This window comes from Lysinibacillus sp. KCTC 33748 (assembly GCF_002237755.1).
GTDB lineage: Bacteria > Bacillota > Bacilli > Bacillales_A > Planococcaceae > Lysinibacillus.
In genome coordinates, this window is record NZ_MWSJ01000025.1 from 1 (window position 1) to 19,362 (window position 19,362).

Annotated in this window: 14 protein-coding genes and 1 rRNA gene; 7 read left to right on the plus strand and 8 right to left on the minus strand. The window is 37.3% G+C overall.

The annotated features are described in order from the left end of the window. The 8 genes from B1B04_RS21225 to dnaA form a co-directional block, all read right to left on the minus strand. Window positions 1-187 (minus strand): 16S ribosomal RNA (locus B1B04_RS21225); the annotation flags it as partial. A 532-nt stretch (window positions 188-719) separates the two neighbouring features. Further along, the gene (locus tag B1B04_RS21230) at window positions 720-1,802 is read right to left on the minus strand and encodes an HD-GYP domain-containing protein (protein ID WP_079563346.1); all 1,083 of its coding nucleotides are present in this window, start codon (window positions 1,800-1,802) and stop codon (window positions 720-722) included. 343 nt (window positions 1,803-2,145) lie between these two features. Continuing rightward, window positions 2,146-4,629 (minus strand): DNA gyrase subunit A, encoded by a 2,484-nt coding sequence (gene gyrA / locus B1B04_RS21235; protein ID WP_079563347.1) that lies wholly within the window; start codon window positions 4,627-4,629, stop codon window positions 2,146-2,148. 25 nt (window positions 4,630-4,654) lie between these two features. Then, complete coding sequence (gyrB, locus tag B1B04_RS21240; RefSeq protein ID WP_079563348.1) at window positions 4,655-6,589, minus strand: DNA topoisomerase (ATP-hydrolyzing) subunit B; 1,935 nt, start codon at window positions 6,587-6,589, stop codon at window positions 4,655-4,657. 92 nt (window positions 6,590-6,681) lie between these two features. Next, window positions 6,682-7,797, minus strand: a complete 1,116-nt coding sequence (gene recF / locus B1B04_RS21245) for a DNA replication/repair protein RecF (RefSeq protein ID WP_079563349.1) — start codon at window positions 7,795-7,797, stop codon at window positions 6,682-6,684. 3 nt (window positions 7,798-7,800) lie between these two features. Next, window positions 7,801-8,025 (minus strand): S4 domain-containing protein YaaA, encoded by a 225-nt coding sequence (gene yaaA / locus B1B04_RS21250; protein ID WP_079563350.1) that lies wholly within the window; start codon window positions 8,023-8,025, stop codon window positions 7,801-7,803. Window positions 8,026-8,191: 166 nt separating this feature from the next. Further along, entirely contained in the window at window positions 8,192-9,328 is a 1,137-nt protein-coding gene (gene dnaN, locus B1B04_RS21255; protein WP_079563351.1) for a DNA polymerase III subunit beta, read from the minus strand. 169 nt (window positions 9,329-9,497) lie between these two features. Beyond that, window positions 9,498-10,847, minus strand: a complete 1,350-nt coding sequence (gene dnaA / locus B1B04_RS21260; RefSeq protein ID WP_079563352.1) for a chromosomal replication initiator protein DnaA — start codon at window positions 10,845-10,847, stop codon at window positions 9,498-9,500. Window positions 10,848-11,404: 557 nt separating this feature from the next. On the opposite strand from dnaA, the gene rpmH reads away from it, so the two are divergent. The 7 genes from rpmH to rsmG all read left to right on the plus strand — a co-directional run bounded on the left by rpmH (window position 11,405) and on the right by rsmG (window position 19,218). Beyond that, window positions 11,405-11,539 carry a 50S ribosomal protein L34 gene (rpmH, locus tag B1B04_RS21265; RefSeq protein ID WP_004233310.1) on the plus strand — a complete coding sequence of 45 codons (135 nt, stop codon included), beginning with the start codon at window positions 11,405-11,407 and terminating at the stop codon, window positions 11,537-11,539. 101 nt (window positions 11,540-11,640) lie between these two features. After that, window positions 11,641-11,985 carry a ribonuclease P protein component gene (gene rnpA / locus B1B04_RS21270; RefSeq protein WP_079563353.1) on the plus strand — a complete coding sequence of 115 codons (345 nt, stop codon included), beginning with the start codon at window positions 11,641-11,643 and terminating at the stop codon, window positions 11,983-11,985. Between the two features lie 289 nt (window positions 11,986-12,274). Next, the gene (yidC, locus tag B1B04_RS21275; RefSeq protein WP_079563354.1) at window positions 12,275-13,045 is read left to right on the plus strand and encodes a membrane protein insertase YidC; all 771 of its coding nucleotides are present in this window, start codon (window positions 12,275-12,277) and stop codon (window positions 13,043-13,045) included. After that, the gene (jag, locus tag B1B04_RS21280) at window positions 13,042-13,851 is read left to right on the plus strand and encodes an RNA-binding cell elongation regulator Jag/EloR (protein WP_079563355.1); all 810 of its coding nucleotides are present in this window, start codon (window positions 13,042-13,044) and stop codon (window positions 13,849-13,851) included. The genes yidC and jag overlap by 4 nt, the downstream gene beginning before the upstream one ends. Before the next feature lie 891 nt (window positions 13,852-14,742). Continuing rightward, window positions 14,743-16,128, plus strand: a complete 1,386-nt coding sequence (gene mnmE, locus B1B04_RS21285; RefSeq protein WP_079563356.1) for a tRNA uridine-5-carboxymethylaminomethyl(34) synthesis GTPase MnmE — start codon at window positions 14,743-14,745, stop codon at window positions 16,126-16,128. Window positions 16,129-16,156: 28 nt separating this feature from the next. Further along, window positions 16,157-18,052, plus strand: a complete 1,896-nt coding sequence (gene mnmG / locus B1B04_RS21290; protein WP_079563357.1) for a tRNA uridine-5-carboxymethylaminomethyl(34) synthesis enzyme MnmG — start codon at window positions 16,157-16,159, stop codon at window positions 18,050-18,052. 449 nt (window positions 18,053-18,501) lie between these two features. Further along, window positions 18,502-19,218: a 16S rRNA (guanine(527)-N(7))-methyltransferase RsmG gene (gene rsmG / locus B1B04_RS21295; RefSeq protein ID WP_079563358.1), complete on the plus strand. Its 717-nt coding sequence runs from the start codon at window positions 18,502-18,504 to the stop codon at window positions 19,216-19,218. Window positions 19,219-19,362 lie beyond the last annotated feature (144 nt).

A 19,362-nucleotide genomic window follows, 5' to 3' on the forward strand; every position in this document is an offset into this window, starting at 1 on the left:
AATAGATTATTCGGTATTAGCCCCGGTTTCCCGGAGTTATCCCAAACTATAAGGTAGGTTGCCCACGTGTTACTCACCCGTCCGCCGCTAACGTCAAAGGAGCAAGCTCCTTCTCTGTTCGCTCGACTTGCATGTATTAGGCACGCCGCCAGCGTTCGTCCTGAGCCAGGATCAAACTCTCCATAAAAGAAATTTGATTAGCTCAAATTGTTTTGCTGGCATCATGTTTGATGTCCAAAATTTTGTTCCGTTCACCAACTCAAGGTTAGCTACTAAAAACTTTATTGATTACGTTTTGCTTGTTCAGTTTTCAAGGTTCATTAATCTTTTTTTAGTGTCACCTCTTGGCGACTCACTAATAATATCAAGAATCTAAAACTATGTCAACACTTTCTCAAAATTAATTAATAGTTTTTTAAAATCTATTATTCGTCTACACCACTATGCTCAAAAAGATTAGTCCGAAGGTGGGAAACTTCAGTAACTGACGTTTCACTTACGTTACATAAAACACTTGCTGAAAGAAGTTAACTAATTTCAAAAAGTTCATTTCTCTGTGTGACTTGGTTTTTATGAGATTCATCTTCTCGTACTTAGCTCGCTTCATTTAAACCTTTAAGTCTTTGTTGATACTTTTGTTTTATCACCTATATAATTTATCGATCGAATTAAAAATAAAAAAAGGCGAACTCCAATATTAATGGGTTGCCTTTCAACTATTATAAATTTGTTATAATACGTGAAATATAGAAGGTACGATTTTTACCTAAATCAAATATCTCCCCTGATTGGCTTAATTTAATAAGTGGTCGAGTTGGTGCAAATTTATTTACAAACATCACTTCGCCTTGTTCCAGATTAGATAGTTCAACGATTGTCCCTATAGGAAGGTCAGCAACAATATCTATCAGTGCACGTACTACTTTAATATCAAACTTCCCAAATTCAGATTCATTAATCATCTCTATGACTTTAAAAGAAGATTGCTTTGTTCTATATACTCGCTCACATGTCATTGCATGGAATACATCTGCAACAGCGATAATTTGAGCGAAAGTAGAAATATTAGCGATTTTTTCTCCTTTCGGATAACCACTACCATTTAAACGCTCGTGGTGCTGGAAAATAGCCTCTTTCATTGTATCCTTTAAGATTGTTACATCTTTGACCATGCTGTAGCTATAAATCGGATGTTTATAAATTTCATTAAACTCCTGCTCTGTTAAGGTTGTTTTTTTATCGCGGATACGCGGATGAACTTTTGCCATTCCACAATCAGCTAATAACCCTCCAATTGCAACTTGAATTGTAATTCCTTTGTCATAGCTTAATTTTTGTGCAATCACCGAAGAAATCAATGCTGTTGCTACACAATGGTGGTACAAATAGTCTTTTGGATTTGAATACTCATTTAAATCAAAAATTATTGTACGATCTTCTAAAACCATTTCTAATAGTGGCAAAATAATTTTGCGTGCTTTCGCAATATCTACCTTTGCACCAGCTTCCCAATTTTTAAATTCCTTTTTAAATTGTTCAACTGAATTGTCATAAATCTTTCTGAAAGTCGGTATAGGTTCTGTTGGAACAACTAAACCTGTTTCTTTTACTTCTGATTGAGTTTCTACACCTTCTTTATAAACAGGGACTCTTGAAATATTAAAAGCAAAAAAAACTTGAAAATGCTCGTGGGAAATTATTGTGTTTTTAAAAATTATTGGATGTTGTGTATTAGCAAAAATATCTTCAGAAATTACTTTACCAATGCGTAACTCCGAAATTGGGACATGTATAGTTTCCACGCAATTAACTCCTCTTCACTATTTCGCTTGCATAAATTTAAGGATCAATTATGCCTCGGCATAATTGCGTCCGGAATCGGCTTTGTGCTTACACAAAGAACTCCTTACCTATTCTGTGACATCCGCCGGAGGCTTTGGGCCAACGTGATGTTGGTCACTCAGTCGTTGCCACAGGACGTGGCGTTCTTAGACTGAATCCCTCTGTTCAGTGGGTGTTTGGACACCCACTGAACGGAGTTAAACTTATTTTATCATGGAATTCAAAATAATTACTTATTTTTCATGATTTATGCTGAAAAAACCGATGAACGGCAAACATTAGCTGTCGTCATCGGTCTTTTTATTACTCTTCTACTTGGGTATTTTCTTCGTTCGATTCTTCTTCAATCAATTCTTCATCTTCTTTTTCAACCTTCGCTACAGTTGCAACAAGCTCGTCATCGCCTAAACGAATTAAACGAACACCCTGTGTACTACGGCCAATTAATGAGATATCATTCACATCCATACGGATTAGCATGCCGTTAATTGTGATCAGCATTAAATCTTCTGAACCATCAACCGTTTTTACAGCTACCATTGGACCGTTTTTATCAGTGATTTGAATTGTTTTTAATCCAACACCACCACGGCTTTGTAAACGATATTCCTCTTCAGATGTACGTTTACCGTAACCTTTTGCTGTAACAACTAAAATTTCCTGTTCCGGTTCAACGATTTCCATACCAACTACTTCGTCACCATCACGTAGTTTAATACCTCGTACACCACCTGCAGTACGGCCCATTGAACGAATATCATCCTCTTGGAAACGTACAAGCATTCCATCACGCGTACCAATAATCACTTGTTTCTTGCCATCTGTTAAACGAACAGAAATAAGATCATCATCTTCTCGCAAACTTATAGCTATTAAGCCGTTTGTTCGGATATTAGCAAATTGAGATACTGGTGTACGCTTTGTAATACCTGTTTTAGTAGTGAAGATAAAGTATGCATCCTCATCGAATGAACCTACACGGATCATTGCGGTTACTTTTTCACCTTTTTCAATATTGAGTAAGTTAACAATCGGTAATCCCTTCGCTGTACGACCATATTCCGGAATCTCATAACCTTTTGCTCTAAACACTTTCCCTTTTGAAGTGAAGAATAAAATTGTATCGTGTGTAGAAGTATTCATAAGATGCTCTACAAAATCATCTTCATTTGTGCCCATACCTTGTACACCGCGACCGCCACGTTTTTGACTACGATATGTATTCGCAGCTAAACGTTTGATATAACCATTGTGCGTTAAAGTTACGACTGAATTTTCGACTGGAATTAAATCCTCGTCCTCAATCATTTCTAAACCGCCAGAAGTAATTTCAGTGCGACGTGTATCATTAAAGCGATCTTTTACTTCTAATATTTCAGTGCGAATAATATCAACAATTTTAGCCTCATCCGCTAAAATTGCTTTTAATTCAGCAATTAATAGTTGAAGTTCTTGATATTCTGCTTCAATCTTTTCACGCTCTAATCCACTTAAACGAACTAAACGCATATCTAAAATAGCTTGCGCTTGGCGTTCAGATAAATTGAATCGCTCCATTAATTGAGGTTTCGCTTCATCACCACTGCGTGAACCACGAATAATAGCAATAATTTCATCAATATGATCAAGAGCAATACGTAAGCCCTCTAAAATATGTGCACGATCTTCCGCTTTCCTTAAGTCAAATTCCGTACGACGACGAATAATAACCTTTTGGTGCTCTAAATAATGATGCAACATTTCTTTTAAGCCCATTACTTTAGGCTGACCATTTACTAATGACAGCATATTAATACCGAAGCTCGATTGCATAGCTGTTTGTTTATATAAATTATTTAAAACGACATTGGCATTTGCATCTTTACGAATTTCAATGACTACTCGCATACCACGTCGGTCAGATTCATCACGTAAATTTGTAATACCATCAATTTTTTTATCGCGTACAAGCTCTGCTATTTTTTCAATAAGCTTAGCTTTATTCACTTGGTATGGTAATTCATGAATAAGAATTGTTTCTTTACCATTTGATTTTTGTTCAATCTCTACCTTTGCGCGAATAATGATGGAGCCACGACCAGTATCATAGGCACGGCGAATACCACTACGACCTAAAATTAATCCACCAGTTGGGAAATCAGGTCCTGGAATGATTTCCATCAATTCTTCTGTTGTGATAGCTGGATTTTCTGAAAGTGCTATCACTGCATCTATCGTTTCCCCAAGTTGATGTGGCGGAATATTTGTCGCCATACCAACCGCAATTCCTGCCGCTCCATTTACTAATAAGTTTGGATAGCGACTTGGAAGGACGATAGGTTCCTTTTCTGAACCATCATAGTTATCTGTATAGTCAATTGTGTCTTTATTGATATCACGAAGCATTTCCATTGCAATACGAGACATACGTGATTCTGTATAACGCATTGCTGCCGCTCCGTCGCCATCGACAGATCCAAAGTTACCATGACCATCGACTAACATGTAACGATAGCTGAAGTCTTGCGCCATACGTACCATTGCATCATAAATAGATGAGTCACCATGTGGGTGGTATTTACCCATTACGTCCCCAACAATACGTGCTGATTTTTTGTACGCTTTATCTGCTGTATTCCCTAGTTCCTGCATGCCATATAAAATACGGCGATGTACAGGCTTTAATCCATCTCGTACGTCTGGTAATGCACGAGAAACGATTACACTCATCGCATAATCGAGGAAGGATGTTTCAATTTCTTTTGTTATATTAACTCCTTTAACACCGGAGCGTTCTTGTTCTGACAAAGTGTAGACCTCCTCTCAAGAAAAATTAAATATCTAAATTAGCGTATACTGCATTCTCTTCGATAAATTGACGACGTGGTTCAACTTCATCGCCCATTAAACGCTCAAATGCTTGGTTTGCTTTAATTGCATCATCTAATTCTACTTGTAACAATGTGCGGTGCTCAGGATCCATTGTAGTTTCCCAAAGCTGCTCTGCATTCATTTCTCCAAGACCTTTGTATCGTTGTACATTTGGTTTTGGCATTTTCGGTAACCGTTCTAAAATTGCTTGAAGAGTAACATCATCATAGCAATACTCAACATGTTTACCTTGCTTAACTTGATAAAGAGGTGGCTGTGCAATATAAATATAACCTGCCTCTAGGAGAGGTCGAAGGAAACGGAAGAAGAATGTTAAAAGTAATGTGCGGATGTGCGCACCATCAACATCGGCATCTGTCATAATAACGATTTTATGATAACGAGCCTTTTCTAAAGTAAACTCTTCACCAATACCTGTGCCAAATGCTGTAATCATTGCACGGATCTCTGCATTCGATAAAATTTTATCTAAACGTGCTTTTTCAACGTTAAGGATTTTACCACGTAACGGTAAGATTGCTTGGAAGTGTCGGTCACGTCCAGATTTCGCAGATCCTCCAGCAGAGTCACCCTCAACGATATAAATTTCACATTCAGATGGGTTTGTAGATGAACAGTCAGCTAATTTACCTGGCAAACTTGATACTTCAAGTGCATTTTTACGACGTGTAAATTCACGTGCTTTTTTAGCAGCAACACGTGCACGAGCAGCCATTAGACCTTTTTCTACAACCTTACGAGCAACAGTTGGATTTTCTAACATAAATCGTTCAAAACCATCTGAGAACAAGGAGTTAGTAATTTGGCTAACTTCAGAGTTACCAAGCTTTGTTTTTGTTTGTCCTTCAAATTGTGGATCCGGATGCTTTACAGAAACAATAGCCGTTAAACCTTCTCGAACATCTTCACCAGTGAGATTTGCGTCTGACTCTTTTAAAAGTCCATTTTTTCGTGCGTAATCATTAATAACACGTGTTAGAGCAGTTTTAAAACCAGATTCATGTGTACCGCCTTCATACGTATTAATGTTATTAGCAAATGAGAAAATATTAGAAGAGAATCCAGCGTTATATTGCATAGCAATTTCAACTGAAATACCATCCTTTTCTCCAAGAACATCTATCGGATCATGGATTGGCTCTTTAGATTGATTCAAATGCTCTACATAAGAACGAATACCACCTTCATAATGATACGTAGTAGAACGTTCTTCACCTTCGCGTTCATCAGCAATTGTAATCCTAATACCACGATTTAAATAAGCTAATTCACGAATACGATGTGCTAAAATATCATATTCATAAACAGTCGTTTCTTTAAAGATTTCAGGGTCTGCTTTAAAACGTGTAGTTGTTCCGTTACGATCTGAATCACCGATAACCTTTAACTCTTGAACAGTTCTTCCACGTTCAAATTTAATTTCATGAATATGACCCTCACGATGAACTTGAACGATTGTCTCGACAGATAGAGCATTTACAACAGATGCCCCTACTCCATGAAGACCGCCTGAAACTTTGTATCCTCCACCGCCAAACTTACCGCCAGCATGGAGCACTGTCATAATAACTTCAACAGCAGGCTTACCCATTTTCTCTTGAATACTTACCGGAATACCACGACCATTGTCCTCTACACGAATCCAATTGTCTTGTTCTATCGTTACTTTTATATCTGTACAGAATCCTGCAAGTGCCTCATCAATACTGTTATCAACAATTTCCCATACTAAATGGTGAAGCCCTTTAGAGCTTGTTGAACCAATATACATCCCTGGTCTTTTACGTACAGCTTCTAATCCTTCTAATACCTGTATCTGATCGGCTTCATAAGCTTGATTTTGTAAACCTTCGTTCTCTATAGCCACGGCTTTCATCTACTCCTTCATAACATCATTGTGTGTAAATGAATGAACAGTCAACCGAGCTGACTATTACCATTCTTTTGTAATCTAAAAAACTCCCCGGGCTAACTTTCTTCAATCGCTCCTTGTTTCACGTGAAACAGCTGTGCATGCTCCATCGTCTCATGATGAATTCCATCAACACTTGTAGTCGTAACAAAGGTTTGAACTTCACCTTGAATGGTGTTTAATAAATGCGATTGACGATAATCATCGAGTTCCGACAATACATCATCTAAAAGTAGTATGGGTGTTTCATTTGTTTCTTGTTTAATTAATTCGATTTCAGCAAGTTTTAAGGAAAGAGCGGTTGTACGTTGCTGTCCTTGTGAACCGTATGTCTGAACATCATAGCCATTTACTAAAAACTGCAAATCATCTCGGTGTGGACCAACTAGTGTTACACCTCGATCAAATTCACGGTCCTTAGCTTCAATTAGCTTTTTATGCAAATAGCCTTCAATTTCACTGGAAGTATGTTCTTTTTCAATACCCGCTACTGTGCGGTATTTAATAGCTAACGTTTCTTTCCCTTGTGAAATACCTGCGTGAATTGGCTCTGCCCACTCTTGCAATAAATCCATAAATTGAAATCTTTTTCGAATAATTTGGGTAGCTGCGTGAATATATTGTTCATTATAAACCTCGTACATCACGTCATCTGGCATTTTTTTACCTTGATTCATTTTTAAAAAATGGTTACGTTGCTTTAAAATTTTTTGAAAGGTTAATAAATCATGCAAATAAACAGGCGAAATTTGCCCAATCTCCATATCAATAAAACGTCGTCGTAATTGCGGACTTCCCTTTACGACATTTAAATCTTCGGGTGCAAACATAACGACATTCATTTGGCCAATATAATGACTGAGGCGGCTTTGTTCTATATGATTTATCTTACCTTTTTTTCCTTTTTTCGTAATCGTAAGCTCAATCGGTAAAATACCATGCCTTTTTCGAACGGCCCCTTCTATTTTACCATAGTCTGTATCCCAACGTATTAATTCTTTATCGTTCGTCGTTCGATGAGATTTAGCCATCGCTAATACGTAAATAGATTCCATAACATTTGTTTTCCCTTGTGCATTTTCACCAATGAAAACATTAATTTTTGGAGAGAAGTTTAATGCTAAATCATCATAGTTACGGTAATTTGTAAGTTTTAACTGCTCTATCAGCATAATCTATTGTCCAGTTGTGTCAACGATACGAAATCGACCACACCCAGGAATATTTACAATGTCACCATCACGCAATTTACGACCGCGGCGATCATCTATTTCTCCATTTACATAAACATCATTTTCATGTAAAAACCATTTCGCCATGCCACCAGAGCTAATAGCATCGGTAATTTTTAAAAGTTGCCCTAATGTGACAAACTCTACATCAATTTTAATGTCCTTCATAGTTGAGTTCCCCTCCAAATACAAACTGTCTATCTCTCTATCATACCTAAAATTCCGCCATAAGTAAAAAAAGATAGCCGCAACTAGCGACTATCAGAACGTTTTTCAAAGTATTTAGAGCTTGAAGTTATGGAGTTTAATCTCTCCAACCAAAACTGTTTGAAATTTAATAAGTTCGTACAGGTAAAATTAACTGTAAAATTGCATCGTCATGAACAGAACGCAAAATAAACGGTCTCATTGCTCCTGTGAATTGAATGACTACTTCTTGACCATCTATTGCTTTCAATGCTTCCATCATGTACTTCGCACTGAAAGAAATTTTTAAGTTCTCCCCTTCTAATGACTCAACAGGAATTTCTTCTTGAACCTTCCCGATTTCTGGAGAGTTAGAAGAAACTTCCACAGATTGATTATCAAAAATTTCAAAACGTACAACATTATTACGGTCGCCTCGAGCAACAAGAGATGCACGATCGATTGCTTGTAATAATGATTTACCGTTAATCGTTAGATTTGTTTGATATTCTTCTGGGATTAAACGTGTTGTATCTGGGTAGTTACCTTCAAGTAAACGTGAGAAGAATAATACTTCTCCAGTTTTAAATAACACTTGCTGGCTTGTAATAACGATTTGAACAAGATTTGTTGAATCCTCTAAAACTTTATTTAACTCATTTAAACTTTTACCAGGAATAACAACACTATGTTCAACCTCAGGTAAATTTTCCAGTTGAACTTTACGTCTTGCTAAACGATGGCTATCTGTTGCAACACAGACTAACGCTTCGTTTTTTATCTGCCAGTTTACACCTGTCAACACCGGTCTACTTTCTGAAGTGGCAACAGCAAATACTGTTTCACGGATAATTGACTTTAATAGGTCTGCAGGAATAGTAAATTTTTGATCCTCTGTTAATTCAGGTAATAAAGGATATTCAGTAGCATCTGAGCCAATTAAGTGGAATTCAGATTTACCTGAACGGATATGAGTTTGGAAACTAGCTGTTACTTGAATTTCAACCTCATTTGTTGGTAACTTACGTACAATTTCATTAAACATACGAGCTTGTACAACAATTGATCCTGTTTCTGTAATATGAATTATTTGTTGGCCATCTTCTTCAACTGGAATAAATGTTTGTATAGTAATATCAGCGTCACTACCTGTTAAACGAATACCCTCTGTTGTTACATCGATTTTAATCCCTGTTAAAATTGGAATAGTTGTTTTAGAACTTACGGCTTTCATGACATCATTTAAACCCTCTAATAAACGGTCACGTAAAATATCAAATTTCATTCGTTTTCCCTCACATATTTATATTATTTATTTATATAAAATAAAAAAGATATAGTAATAGGCCCTGTGGATTTGTGGATAAGTGTGTTTAAGTGAATAAAATCAGTCTATCCACATGTAGATAGACTGTGTATAAGTTTGTGTTTAAACATATGGGTTGTCCACAGTATTATTTCCCTAGCATGCTTCGAATTTGTTTAATATCTTGCTGAAGCTGAGCGTCATTTTTCAACATAGAAGATATTTTTTCGTGAGCATGTATAACAGTAGTATGGTCGCGTCCACCAAATTCTTCGCCAATTTTCGGCAGCGAAAAATCTGTTAATTCGCGAGATAAATACATCGCGACTTGACGTGGAAAGGCAATTAATTTTGTACGTTTTTTCGCGGCGAAATCCTCTAAACGAATGTTAAAGTGCTCACCTACTGCATTTTGAATGTCTAGTATAGTGACAGTTCGTGGCTTCGAATTAGGAATAATATCCTTTAGTGCCTCAGCAGCCAAAGTCGCATTAATATCCTTGTTAACAAGTGATGAATAGGCAACGACGCGAATAAGCGCACCTTCAAGCTCCCGAATATTGGAGTCAATCTGGTTCGCAATATAGAGCATGACTTCATTTGGCACTTCTAGACCATCAGCCTTTGCTTTTTTTCGAAGAATGGCAATACGAGTTTCCAAATCAGGAGGCGCAATATCTGTAATTAGTCCCCATTCGAATCGAGAACGCAAACGATCTTCCAATGTCGGAATTTCCTTAGGAGGACGGTCACTGGAAATAACAATTTGTTTCGATTCTTCATGCAATGTATTAAAAGTGTGGAAAAATTCTTCCTGAGTTGATTCTTTTCCTGCTAGAAATTGAATATCATCAATTAGCAGTACATCTACATTGCGATATTTATTGCGGAAATCAAGTGCCTTATTATCTCGAATTGAGTTAATAAATTCATTTGTAAATTTTTCAGATGATAAATAGACTACCTTTGCATTTGGATTATGTTCCAGTACATAATGACCAATCGCATGCATTAAGTGTGTTTTGCCAAGCCCTACTCCCCCATAGATAAAAAATGGGTTATAAGCCTTCGCAGGTGCTTCTGCAACAGCTAGCGAGGCAGCATGTGCAAAGCGGTTACCAGAGCCGATAACGAACGTATCAAAAGTATACTTCGGGTTTAACATACCTGGTGAAATATCATGGTGATCGTCATTTTTTGCTTGGATAATCGGCGCTGGTAAATCGAAATCGTCCGAATCCTGGTTTTTTTGAACAACAAACTTAATAAGCAAGTCTTCGCCTGTAAGCTCCGTTAATATACCTGTAATCAAATGAATATAATGATTCTCAAGCCAGTCTCGAGCAAACGAATTTGGCGCAGCAATCGTCACAGTAGAACCACTACCATTGTAGGAAAGTAGTTTAGTAGACTTAAGCCACGTTTCGAAGCTTGGTTTAGAAATTTTTTGTTCAACTTGAGCCAGGACATTATTCCATAGTTCTTCTAAATGTTCCAAGCTGCTAATCTCCTTTACAGTTCAATACAATTTAAAAAAGCGCATTTATAGAAACGGGAAACACGTTCATTTTACAACTAGTCCACAAACTCACAAGTTGTGGATAAAAGTTAACCAAAGGCTGTGATAAAAATTATCCACAGCATATTAACAGTTGTGGATAAAATAATAAGTAATTTCAGTTTTCAACAAAGTGAAGCACAGATATCGTATCAGAAAAACAAAGCTATTTCAATAGTTTGTGAAACTTATCCACATACCTTTTATTTATGCACGTCCAAGTTGTCCACAAGGTCTGCTTATGTGAAAAAGGTGTAGATAAGTGTTGTGGATAAAAAAATATGCAAAAAATACTATACACAACTCTGTGTAAAAAAAACAAGTATTCTGTGGATAATTTATTTTATTCAGGAGAAGAGGATTTTAGGGAAACATAGATGTGGATTTGCATAAATATATAAATTTATAAAAGTCATTGACAAAATAACTAGTTACTTTATATAATATTCAGGTCTGTATGTTGAAAAATTCAACTCATTCAGGAGGTGTCTATATAAATGAAACGTACTTACCAACCAAAGAAACGTAAGCACAGCAAAGTTCACGGTTTCCGCGCACGTATGAGCACGAAAAACGGTCGCAAAGTTCTTGCTGCTCGTCGTCGTAAAGGAAGAAAAGTATTATCAGCATAAAATAAGTCCACTGAGACACATCAGTGGTCTTTTTTTTCTTTATTTTTGGGAAAACTAGAAATGAGGATCAAAGGATAATTATCGAGTAGCAGGTGAAAGTAATGAAAAAACGCCAACGAGTGAAAAAAAACGATGATTTTCAAAAGGTGTTTAAGAAGGGTAAATCTTTCGCTAATCGTCAGTTTGTCGTATATTTTTTAGAAAAAGAGGGACAAGCAGAGTTTCGTGTAGGATTATCGGTTAGCAAAAAACTTGGGAATGCAGTAACACGCAACCAGATCAAGCGCTATATTCGACAAAGTATTCATGAATTAAAAGATGAAGTGAAGCAGAATATGGACTATGTTATTATCGCCAGACAACCGGCGGCCACTATGGATTTTCATGAAGTAAAACAAAGTTTGCAGCATGTACTACGAATCGCAAAGGTTTTGAAGAAGACGTAATATGGATGGCAACCAAAGTGGTGAAGTAAAAGCGTTTCTGCGTGAAAGTGAAATCACTTAAAATACACACAGGGGTATTTTAAAGTAAGATTTCACTGCGATATGTGAATGATTAGTAACATTACTTAGCAAATATATGTACATTGTTAGAATATTTAGTAGAGTGAAACGTTATGTGCATGATAAAATAACTGATAACTTTATTCAGTAGCAGGAAACTGTAAATGTATAAAGAAGAGAATGCATATAGTTTTAGAAAAAGTGAATAGTATTTGTAGGGGGAAGAAGGTTGAAGAAACAACTTTGGGTAATTTTGTCGCTAGTATCAGTAGTATTACTACTATCTGGTTGTACAGAATTCAATGAACCAATCTCCAAAGAAAGCACAGGCTTCTGGAATGAATTCATTGTTTGGCCATTAGTGTCAGCGATTAAATACTTTGCTGAAATGCTTGGTTCATATGCATGGGGGATTATTGTTGTAACGATTTTTATTCGTTTAGCCATTCTTCCATTAATGATTAAACAAACAAAGAGCTCTAAAAAAATGCAAGAAATTCAGCCAAAACTGAAGGAATTACAAAAGAAGTATGCTTCTAAGGATGCACAGACACAGCAACAGTATCAACAAGAGATGATGAAGCTTATGAGTGAGTCTGGTGTCAATCCACTTGCTGGATGTTTACCTGTACTCATTCAAATGCCAATTTTAATGGGTTTCTACCATGCGATTAGTCGTATGAATGCTACAGCTGCTTTCGATTTAGGGAATTTCTTTATTTTCCCGTTAGCAGAACCTGCACCGGCATTAGCAATTATAGCTGGTTTAATGCAATTTGTTGTTTTACGTACGGGCCCGGCGATGGATAACCCTCAAATGAAAATAATGATGTACATTATGCCATTTATGATTATTGGTTTCGGTATGGCATTACCAGCAGCATTATCACTATACTGGGTAATCGGTAACATTATTTCGATTGCTCAAAACCTGTTTATTTATAAACCTTGGAAAAAAGATAAAACACAACCTGCTCAAAATGGAGGGGCTAAAAAGTGAAACAACTTACGCAAATAGGCGCAACAACACAAGAAGCGATCTCATTAGCGTTACAGAAACTTGGAAAAACCCGTGAACAAGTAGATGTTGAAGTTTTACAAGAAGGTAAAAAAGGATTTTTAGGTTTTGGGGCACGATCTGCAGAAGTTCGTGTAACAGTAAAGGAAGTACAGGTTCGGCCAACGATTGAGGCGGAAAAAGCTGAACAGCAAAATACGAATCAATTTGTCGAATCAACAGTAATAGATGATGTTGAAACAATAAGTTCACAAGTTTCTGAACAACTAAGTGATATCGAAGCGGTTCAACAAGTCGTAGAGGAACAAAAAGAGGGAGAAGATACCTCGATAAACCCAATTGAAGATGCAAAGTCTTATTTAGTAAACATTGCAGAACAATTGGATATTCATGATCTTGAAATTGAAACGACACGTGAAGGGAAATATGTATTATTTCAGCTGAAAAGCGAGAAAGCTGCACTGCTTATAGGGAAACGTGGTCAAACATTAAATTCCTTGCAGCAATTAACACATCTTGTGTTAAATAAAAGTGCCAAGCAGTTCTTAATGGTGAAATTAGACGTAGAAAACTATCGTGAACGTCGTCAAGAAGCATTGGAGTTACTGGCAGATCGTATGGCGGATAAAGCACTTCGCTTAAATCAGCGTGTAACGTTTGAGCCAATGCAGTCGTACGAAAGAAAAGTTATTCATAATCAATTGGCAAATCGCCTTGATATTGAAACATACTCAGAAGGAACGGAGCCTAATCGTTATTTAGTCATTGAGCCTGTAAAAAACGACTAAGCTTCGTAAAAGCATACAGACAAAGCTAAAGTCATTTTATCGTCCTGATAAAATGACTTTTTTATGTTGTTGAAAAACAAGATGGCATAGGGAATCTTTATGAATGTAGTGGTGCCTCATGGTGAGGGTGATTTCCGTTCCAGGCTACCCGCTTTCCTGTGGGCGAGCGTCAAGCCGCTTCCTCCGCTAAAGGAACGAAGGATAAATGCGTCACGTCCTGTGACAACGCCTTCGTGACCAACATATGTTGGCCTCAGGGTCTCGCCTGTCTCACATTCCCACGGGAGTCGAGTAGCCTTCCACTCCAATAGAACTTGTATAATTTTTATTCAATTCAAAAGTGAACACTATATCTATTTACCGTAATCGAAAAAAAGACTTATATCAGTGACACAATTTTACGCCAGTTATTGTTGCTTACTTTTCGCTTTCGCACAGATTAACATTGTTGAAGTTTTCGTTTTATCTCTAAAAATTATGCGTGACATGCCAGAAGTTATATTTCAAGAGAAGTAGTTGATTGGAGTGGAGAATGAGCGACTACTTGGGGATCAGCGTCACAGATGAGACCCTGGAGCGAGCAACGCGAGTGAAGCGGCTCATCGGACGCCCTCAGGAAAGCGCTCAGTCGGAACGGAAATCAACCCCTCGTTTTGCCGAAGAGCATACTTTATTCATTGGCAAAATAGTTTTTTTTATGATCTAGAATTAACGCTCTGGCATTTGCAACCTTTGTCGAAATACGTGCTATAATGTAGAACTTTCTGATTATCCACAATTGGAAATTATCCTTACTTTAGATTTTACAGAAAATATGTTAGTCTAAGGTGTTAGTAAGTATTGGTCGGTTTTTATTTATCCACATGTGGATAACGTTAAGGAGGTCATTAAATGGAATTCGATACAATTGCTGCGATATCCACACCTATGGGTGAAGGCGCTATTGCTATTGTTCGTTTAAGTGGGGACGAAGCAGTCGCAATTGCAGATAAAATATTCAGATCGCCTGGTGGAAAAAGTTTAACAACTAAGGCTTCACATACAATTCATTATGGACATTTGGTCGATCCAAAAACGAATGAGGTTGTAGAGGAAGTAATGCTGTCATTAATGCGCGGACCTAAAACATTCACTCGTGAGGATGTAATAGAAATAAACTGTCACGGTGGACTTGTTTCGGTAAACCGTGTATTAAAGCTAGTATTAACTAATGGAGCAAGACTAGCAGAGCCAGGTGAATTTACAAAACGTGCATTTTTAAATGGACGTATCGATTTATCACAAGCAGAAGCAGTCATGGATTTAATAAGAGCGAAAACTGATAGAGCGATGAATGTAGCGTTAGGACAAATGGATGGCAAATTATCGCGTTTAATTGGTGACTTACGCCAAGCATTACTAGAGACATTAGCGCAAGTTGAGGTTAATATAGATTATCCGGAGTATGATGATGTAGAAGAAATGACAGTACCAGTATTAGTAGAAAAATGTACATGGGTACGAAATGAAATTAGTAAACTTTTGCAAACATCTTCTCAGGGAAAAATATTACGAGAGGGTCTATCAACTGTTATTTTAGGTCGCCCAAACGTTGGGAAATCTTCTCTTTTAAATAGTTTAGTACAGGAGAATAAGGCTATTGTGACAGATATAGCAGGGACAACTCGTGATATTATAGAAGAGTACGTGAATGTACGTGGTGTTCCGCTTCGTTTAGTCGATACAGCTGGTATTCGAGAAACAGAGGATATCGTTGAACGAATTGGTGTTGAACGTTCACGTGAGGCGTTGCGTGGAGCAGATTTAATTTTATTTGTTTTAAACTACGCAGAAGAATTGACTGTCGAGGATGAGCGTCTATTCGAAACGATTAAAGCGATGGATTACATCGTAATTGTTAATAAAACAGATCTACCGCAAAAAATTGATTTAGCACAAGTCAAAGAGCTAGCAGGCAACCGTCGCGTTGTGACAACTTCTCTTTTACAAGAAGAGGGTATCGTAGAACTAGAGGAAGCGATTGCCGCGTTATTCTTTGAAGGGCAAATTGAAGCGGGCGATTTAACATATGTTTCAAATGCAAGACATATTGCATTACTTCATCAAGCACAAGCAACAGTCGAGGATGCATTAGCTGCAGCACAAGCTGGTGTACCTGTTGATATGGTGCAAATAGATGTAACAAGAACATGGGAATTACTTGGTGAAATTATAGGTGACACAGTACAGGAAAGCCTAATTAATCAGTTATTTTCACAGTTCTGCTTAGGAAAATAATTTTATTAAAGAAAGGAAGATACGAGCTATGCCAACAAAATATGAGGCAGGCACGTTTGATGTTATCGTAATTGGCGCAGGTCACGCAGGTTCTGAAGCTGCATACGCCGCAGCCAAAATGGGTGCTAACACACTGATGTTAACAATCAATTTAGATATGATTGCATTTATGCCATGCAATCCTTCCATTGGTGGTCCTGCCAAAGGAATCGTAGTACGAGAAATTGACGCATTAGGTGGCGTCATGGGGAAAGTTATTGATAAAACGCATATTCAAATGCGTATGTTAAATACAGGGAAAGGTCCTGCTGTGCGTGCATTACGTGCGCAAGCGGACAAAGTTTTATACCAACAAGAAATGAAACGCGTGTTGGAGGAAACTGAAAACTTAACAATGCACCAAGGTATGGTGGAAGAATTAATTATCGAAGACGAGGAAGTAAAAGGTGTTATTACACAAATCGGTGCTATTTACCGCGCTAAAACAGTTGTTATCACAACAGGTACATTCCTTCGCGGTGAAATCATTATTGGAGACATAAAGTATTCAAGTGGTCCTAATAACCAACAACCGTCTATTCGTTTAGCAGATAACTTAAAAGAGATTGGCTTTGACCTTGTGCGTTTTAAAACAGGTACACCACCACGAGTGAATAGCCGTACAATTGATTATGATAAAACTGAGATTCAACCAGGGGATGAAGTTCCACGTGCATTTAGCTTTGAAACAACTGAATTCATCATGGATCAACTACCTTGCTGGCTGACTTATACAAGCCTAGAGACACATGAAATTATCGAGGCAAACTTACACCTTTCACCGATGTACTCAGGGATGATTAAAGGTACGGGTCCTCGTTATTGTCCTTCTATTGAAGACAAAGTTGTGCGATTTAACGATAAACCGCGCCACCAAATTTTCTTAGAGCCAGAAGGTCGCGATACACGTGAAGTGTATGTACAAGGTTTATCAACTAGCTTACCAGAGCATGTACAAACACGTTTACTAAAATCAATCCCAGGCTTAGAAAAAGCAGAAATGATGCGTGCTGGCTATGCTATTGAGTACGATGCAATCGTGCCAACACAATTATGGCCAACGTTAGAAACAAAACGCATTACAGGCTTATATACTGCTGGTCAAATCAATGGTACATCAGGTTACGAGGAAGCGGCAGCTCAAGGCTTAATGGCTGGGATGAATGCTGCTGCTAATGCGCTTGGAAAAGAAGAATTAATCTTAGGTCGTTCAGATGCTTATATTGGCGTATTAATTGATGATCTAGTAACAAAGGGAACAAATGAACCGTATCGCTTACTAACATCTCGTGCGGAATATCGTTTACTACTTCGTCATGATAACGCTGATTTACGTTTGGTAGAGCAAGGGTTTAATATGGGAATGATTACTGAGGAAAGATATGCAAAATTCAATGAGAAAAAAGAGCTGATTGATAACGAAATTGCACGTCTTCGTGAAGTTATTATTAAACCAAATGAAACAACACAAGCTGTTATTCGCTCTGTAGGTGGCAGTGAACTAAAAGACGGTATTCGTGGAGCAGATTTATTAAAACGTACAGAAATGAATTATGGTTTAATTTCTTCATTAATTCCAGCCGACATAGAGTTTTCGGATGAAGTGAAGGAACAAATTGAAATTCAGCTTAAATATGAAGGCTATATTGAAAAAGCATTACAACAAGTTGAAAAGCTTCATAAAATGGAGAATAAAAAAATCCCTGAAAATATTGATTATGATGCTATTTCAGGTCTAGCAACAGAAGCTCGACAAAAATTAAAACAAGTTACACCACTTTCCATTGCCCAAGCATCGCGAATCTCCGGTGTAAACCCAGCAGATATTTCAATATTACTTGTTTATATTGAGCAAGGTAAAATCGCACGCGTCAGCGGCGAATAATTAAGAACAGTAAAGTGAATAAGAGGCGGGCATACCTTTGTGCCCGCTTCCTATTTTTAACTTCTTTCAGCATTCATCTCCATAGGTGGTGAGATGAATGCGGTTTTAAGTCACTATTTCAGGGGTTTCCAAATATCCTCAGAAATAGAGGAACTCAGTCTAAGAACGCCACGTCCTGTGGCATTACCGAAATGACCGACATCGTGTTGGCCCTCGTGATGTTGTTGCTGTCGCTTCGCTTTCGCACAGACAAAAACATGTTGCTGTCGCTTCGCTTTCGCACAAAAAACATCTGCAGGCCTAAGCACAAAGCCGATTCAGGACGCAATTATGCCGAGGCATAGTTGATGGCTATGCTATTTTTTCATAGTTGATTTTAAGAGCGAGCGAATACATGCTTACAAGTCAATGTAAGGATAGTAAAGCCATATAGAAAAAGGAGACTTTACATGAACGAACAACAATTTATCGAGGCTTTAAAGAAAAAGGGCATCGAACTCTCTGAAAAGCAGATTGCTCAATTCAAAAAATATTTTGAGTTACTTGTTGAGTGGAATGAGAAGATGAACTTAACAGCTATTACCGATTTAGAAGGTGTTTATTTAAAACATTTTTATGATTCGATTAGTGCCTCTTTCTATTTTGATTTTTCAAAAGTAACAACAGTTTGTGATGTAGGAGCAGGTGCTGGTTTCCCTAGTATTCCAATTAAAATCTGTTTCCCACATTTACATGTCACAATTGTCGATTCTTTAAATAAAAGAATTACATTTTTAAATCATTTAAGTGATGAGTTACAATTAGAGAATATGAATTTTGTACATGCACGTGCAGAGGAATTTGCTCAAAATGCGAAATATCGTGAACAGTTTGATGTTGTAACAGCTCGTGCAGTAGCCCGCTTATCGGTTTTATCAGAGTTATGTGTACCACTAGCGAAACAAGGTGGTTATTTTGTTGCTTTAAAAGCAGCAGCTGGTGCGGAAGAATTAAAAGATGCCAAAAAAGCATTGACTACATTAGGGGTTGCACTAAAAGAAGAGTTTTCTTTCCATCTACCTGTTGAAGAAAGTGACCGCATGTTATATATCTTTGATAAAATAAAAGGAACACCAAAAAAATATCCGCGTAAACCAGGTGTACCAAATAAATCACCGATTCAATAATTAGTGTTTCATGTGAAACTTCTCAAAGTAGAAAATATTTTTTCTATTTTGAGCATACATACTAGTTATGGATGGTTCACGCAAATGACATCTACGAACTATATACATTTTAAGAAATATAATAAATAATAATAGAATAAAACA

Excerpts from the sequence above, each read along its gene's own strand:
- gyrB (WP_079563348.1), bottom strand. The coding sequence starts at position 6,589 with ATGAAAGCCGTGGCTATAGAGAACGAAGGTTTACAAAATCAAGCTTAT.
- recF (WP_079563349.1), bottom strand. The coding sequence starts at position 7,797 with ATGCTGATAGAGCAGTTAAAACTTACAAATTACCGTAACTATGATGAT.
- yaaA (WP_079563350.1), bottom strand. The coding sequence starts at position 8,025 with ATGAAGGACATTAAAATTGATGTAGAGTTTGTCACATTAGGGCAACTT.
- dnaN (WP_079563351.1), bottom strand. The coding sequence starts at position 9,328 with ATGAAATTTGATATTTTACGTGACCGTTTATTAGAGGGTTTAAATGAT.
- rpmH (WP_004233310.1), top strand. The coding sequence starts at position 11,405 with ATGAAACGTACTTACCAACCAAAGAAACGTAAGCACAGCAAAGTTCAC.
- rnpA (WP_079563353.1), top strand. The coding sequence starts at position 11,641 with ATGAAAAAACGCCAACGAGTGAAAAAAAACGATGATTTTCAAAAGGTG.
- mnmE (WP_079563356.1), top strand. The coding sequence starts at position 14,743 with ATGGAATTCGATACAATTGCTGCGATATCCACACCTATGGGTGAAGGC.
- mnmG (WP_079563357.1), top strand. The coding sequence starts at position 16,157 with ATGCCAACAAAATATGAGGCAGGCACGTTTGATGTTATCGTAATTGGC.
- rsmG (WP_079563358.1), top strand. The coding sequence starts at position 18,502 with ATGAACGAACAACAATTTATCGAGGCTTTAAAGAAAAAGGGCATCGAA.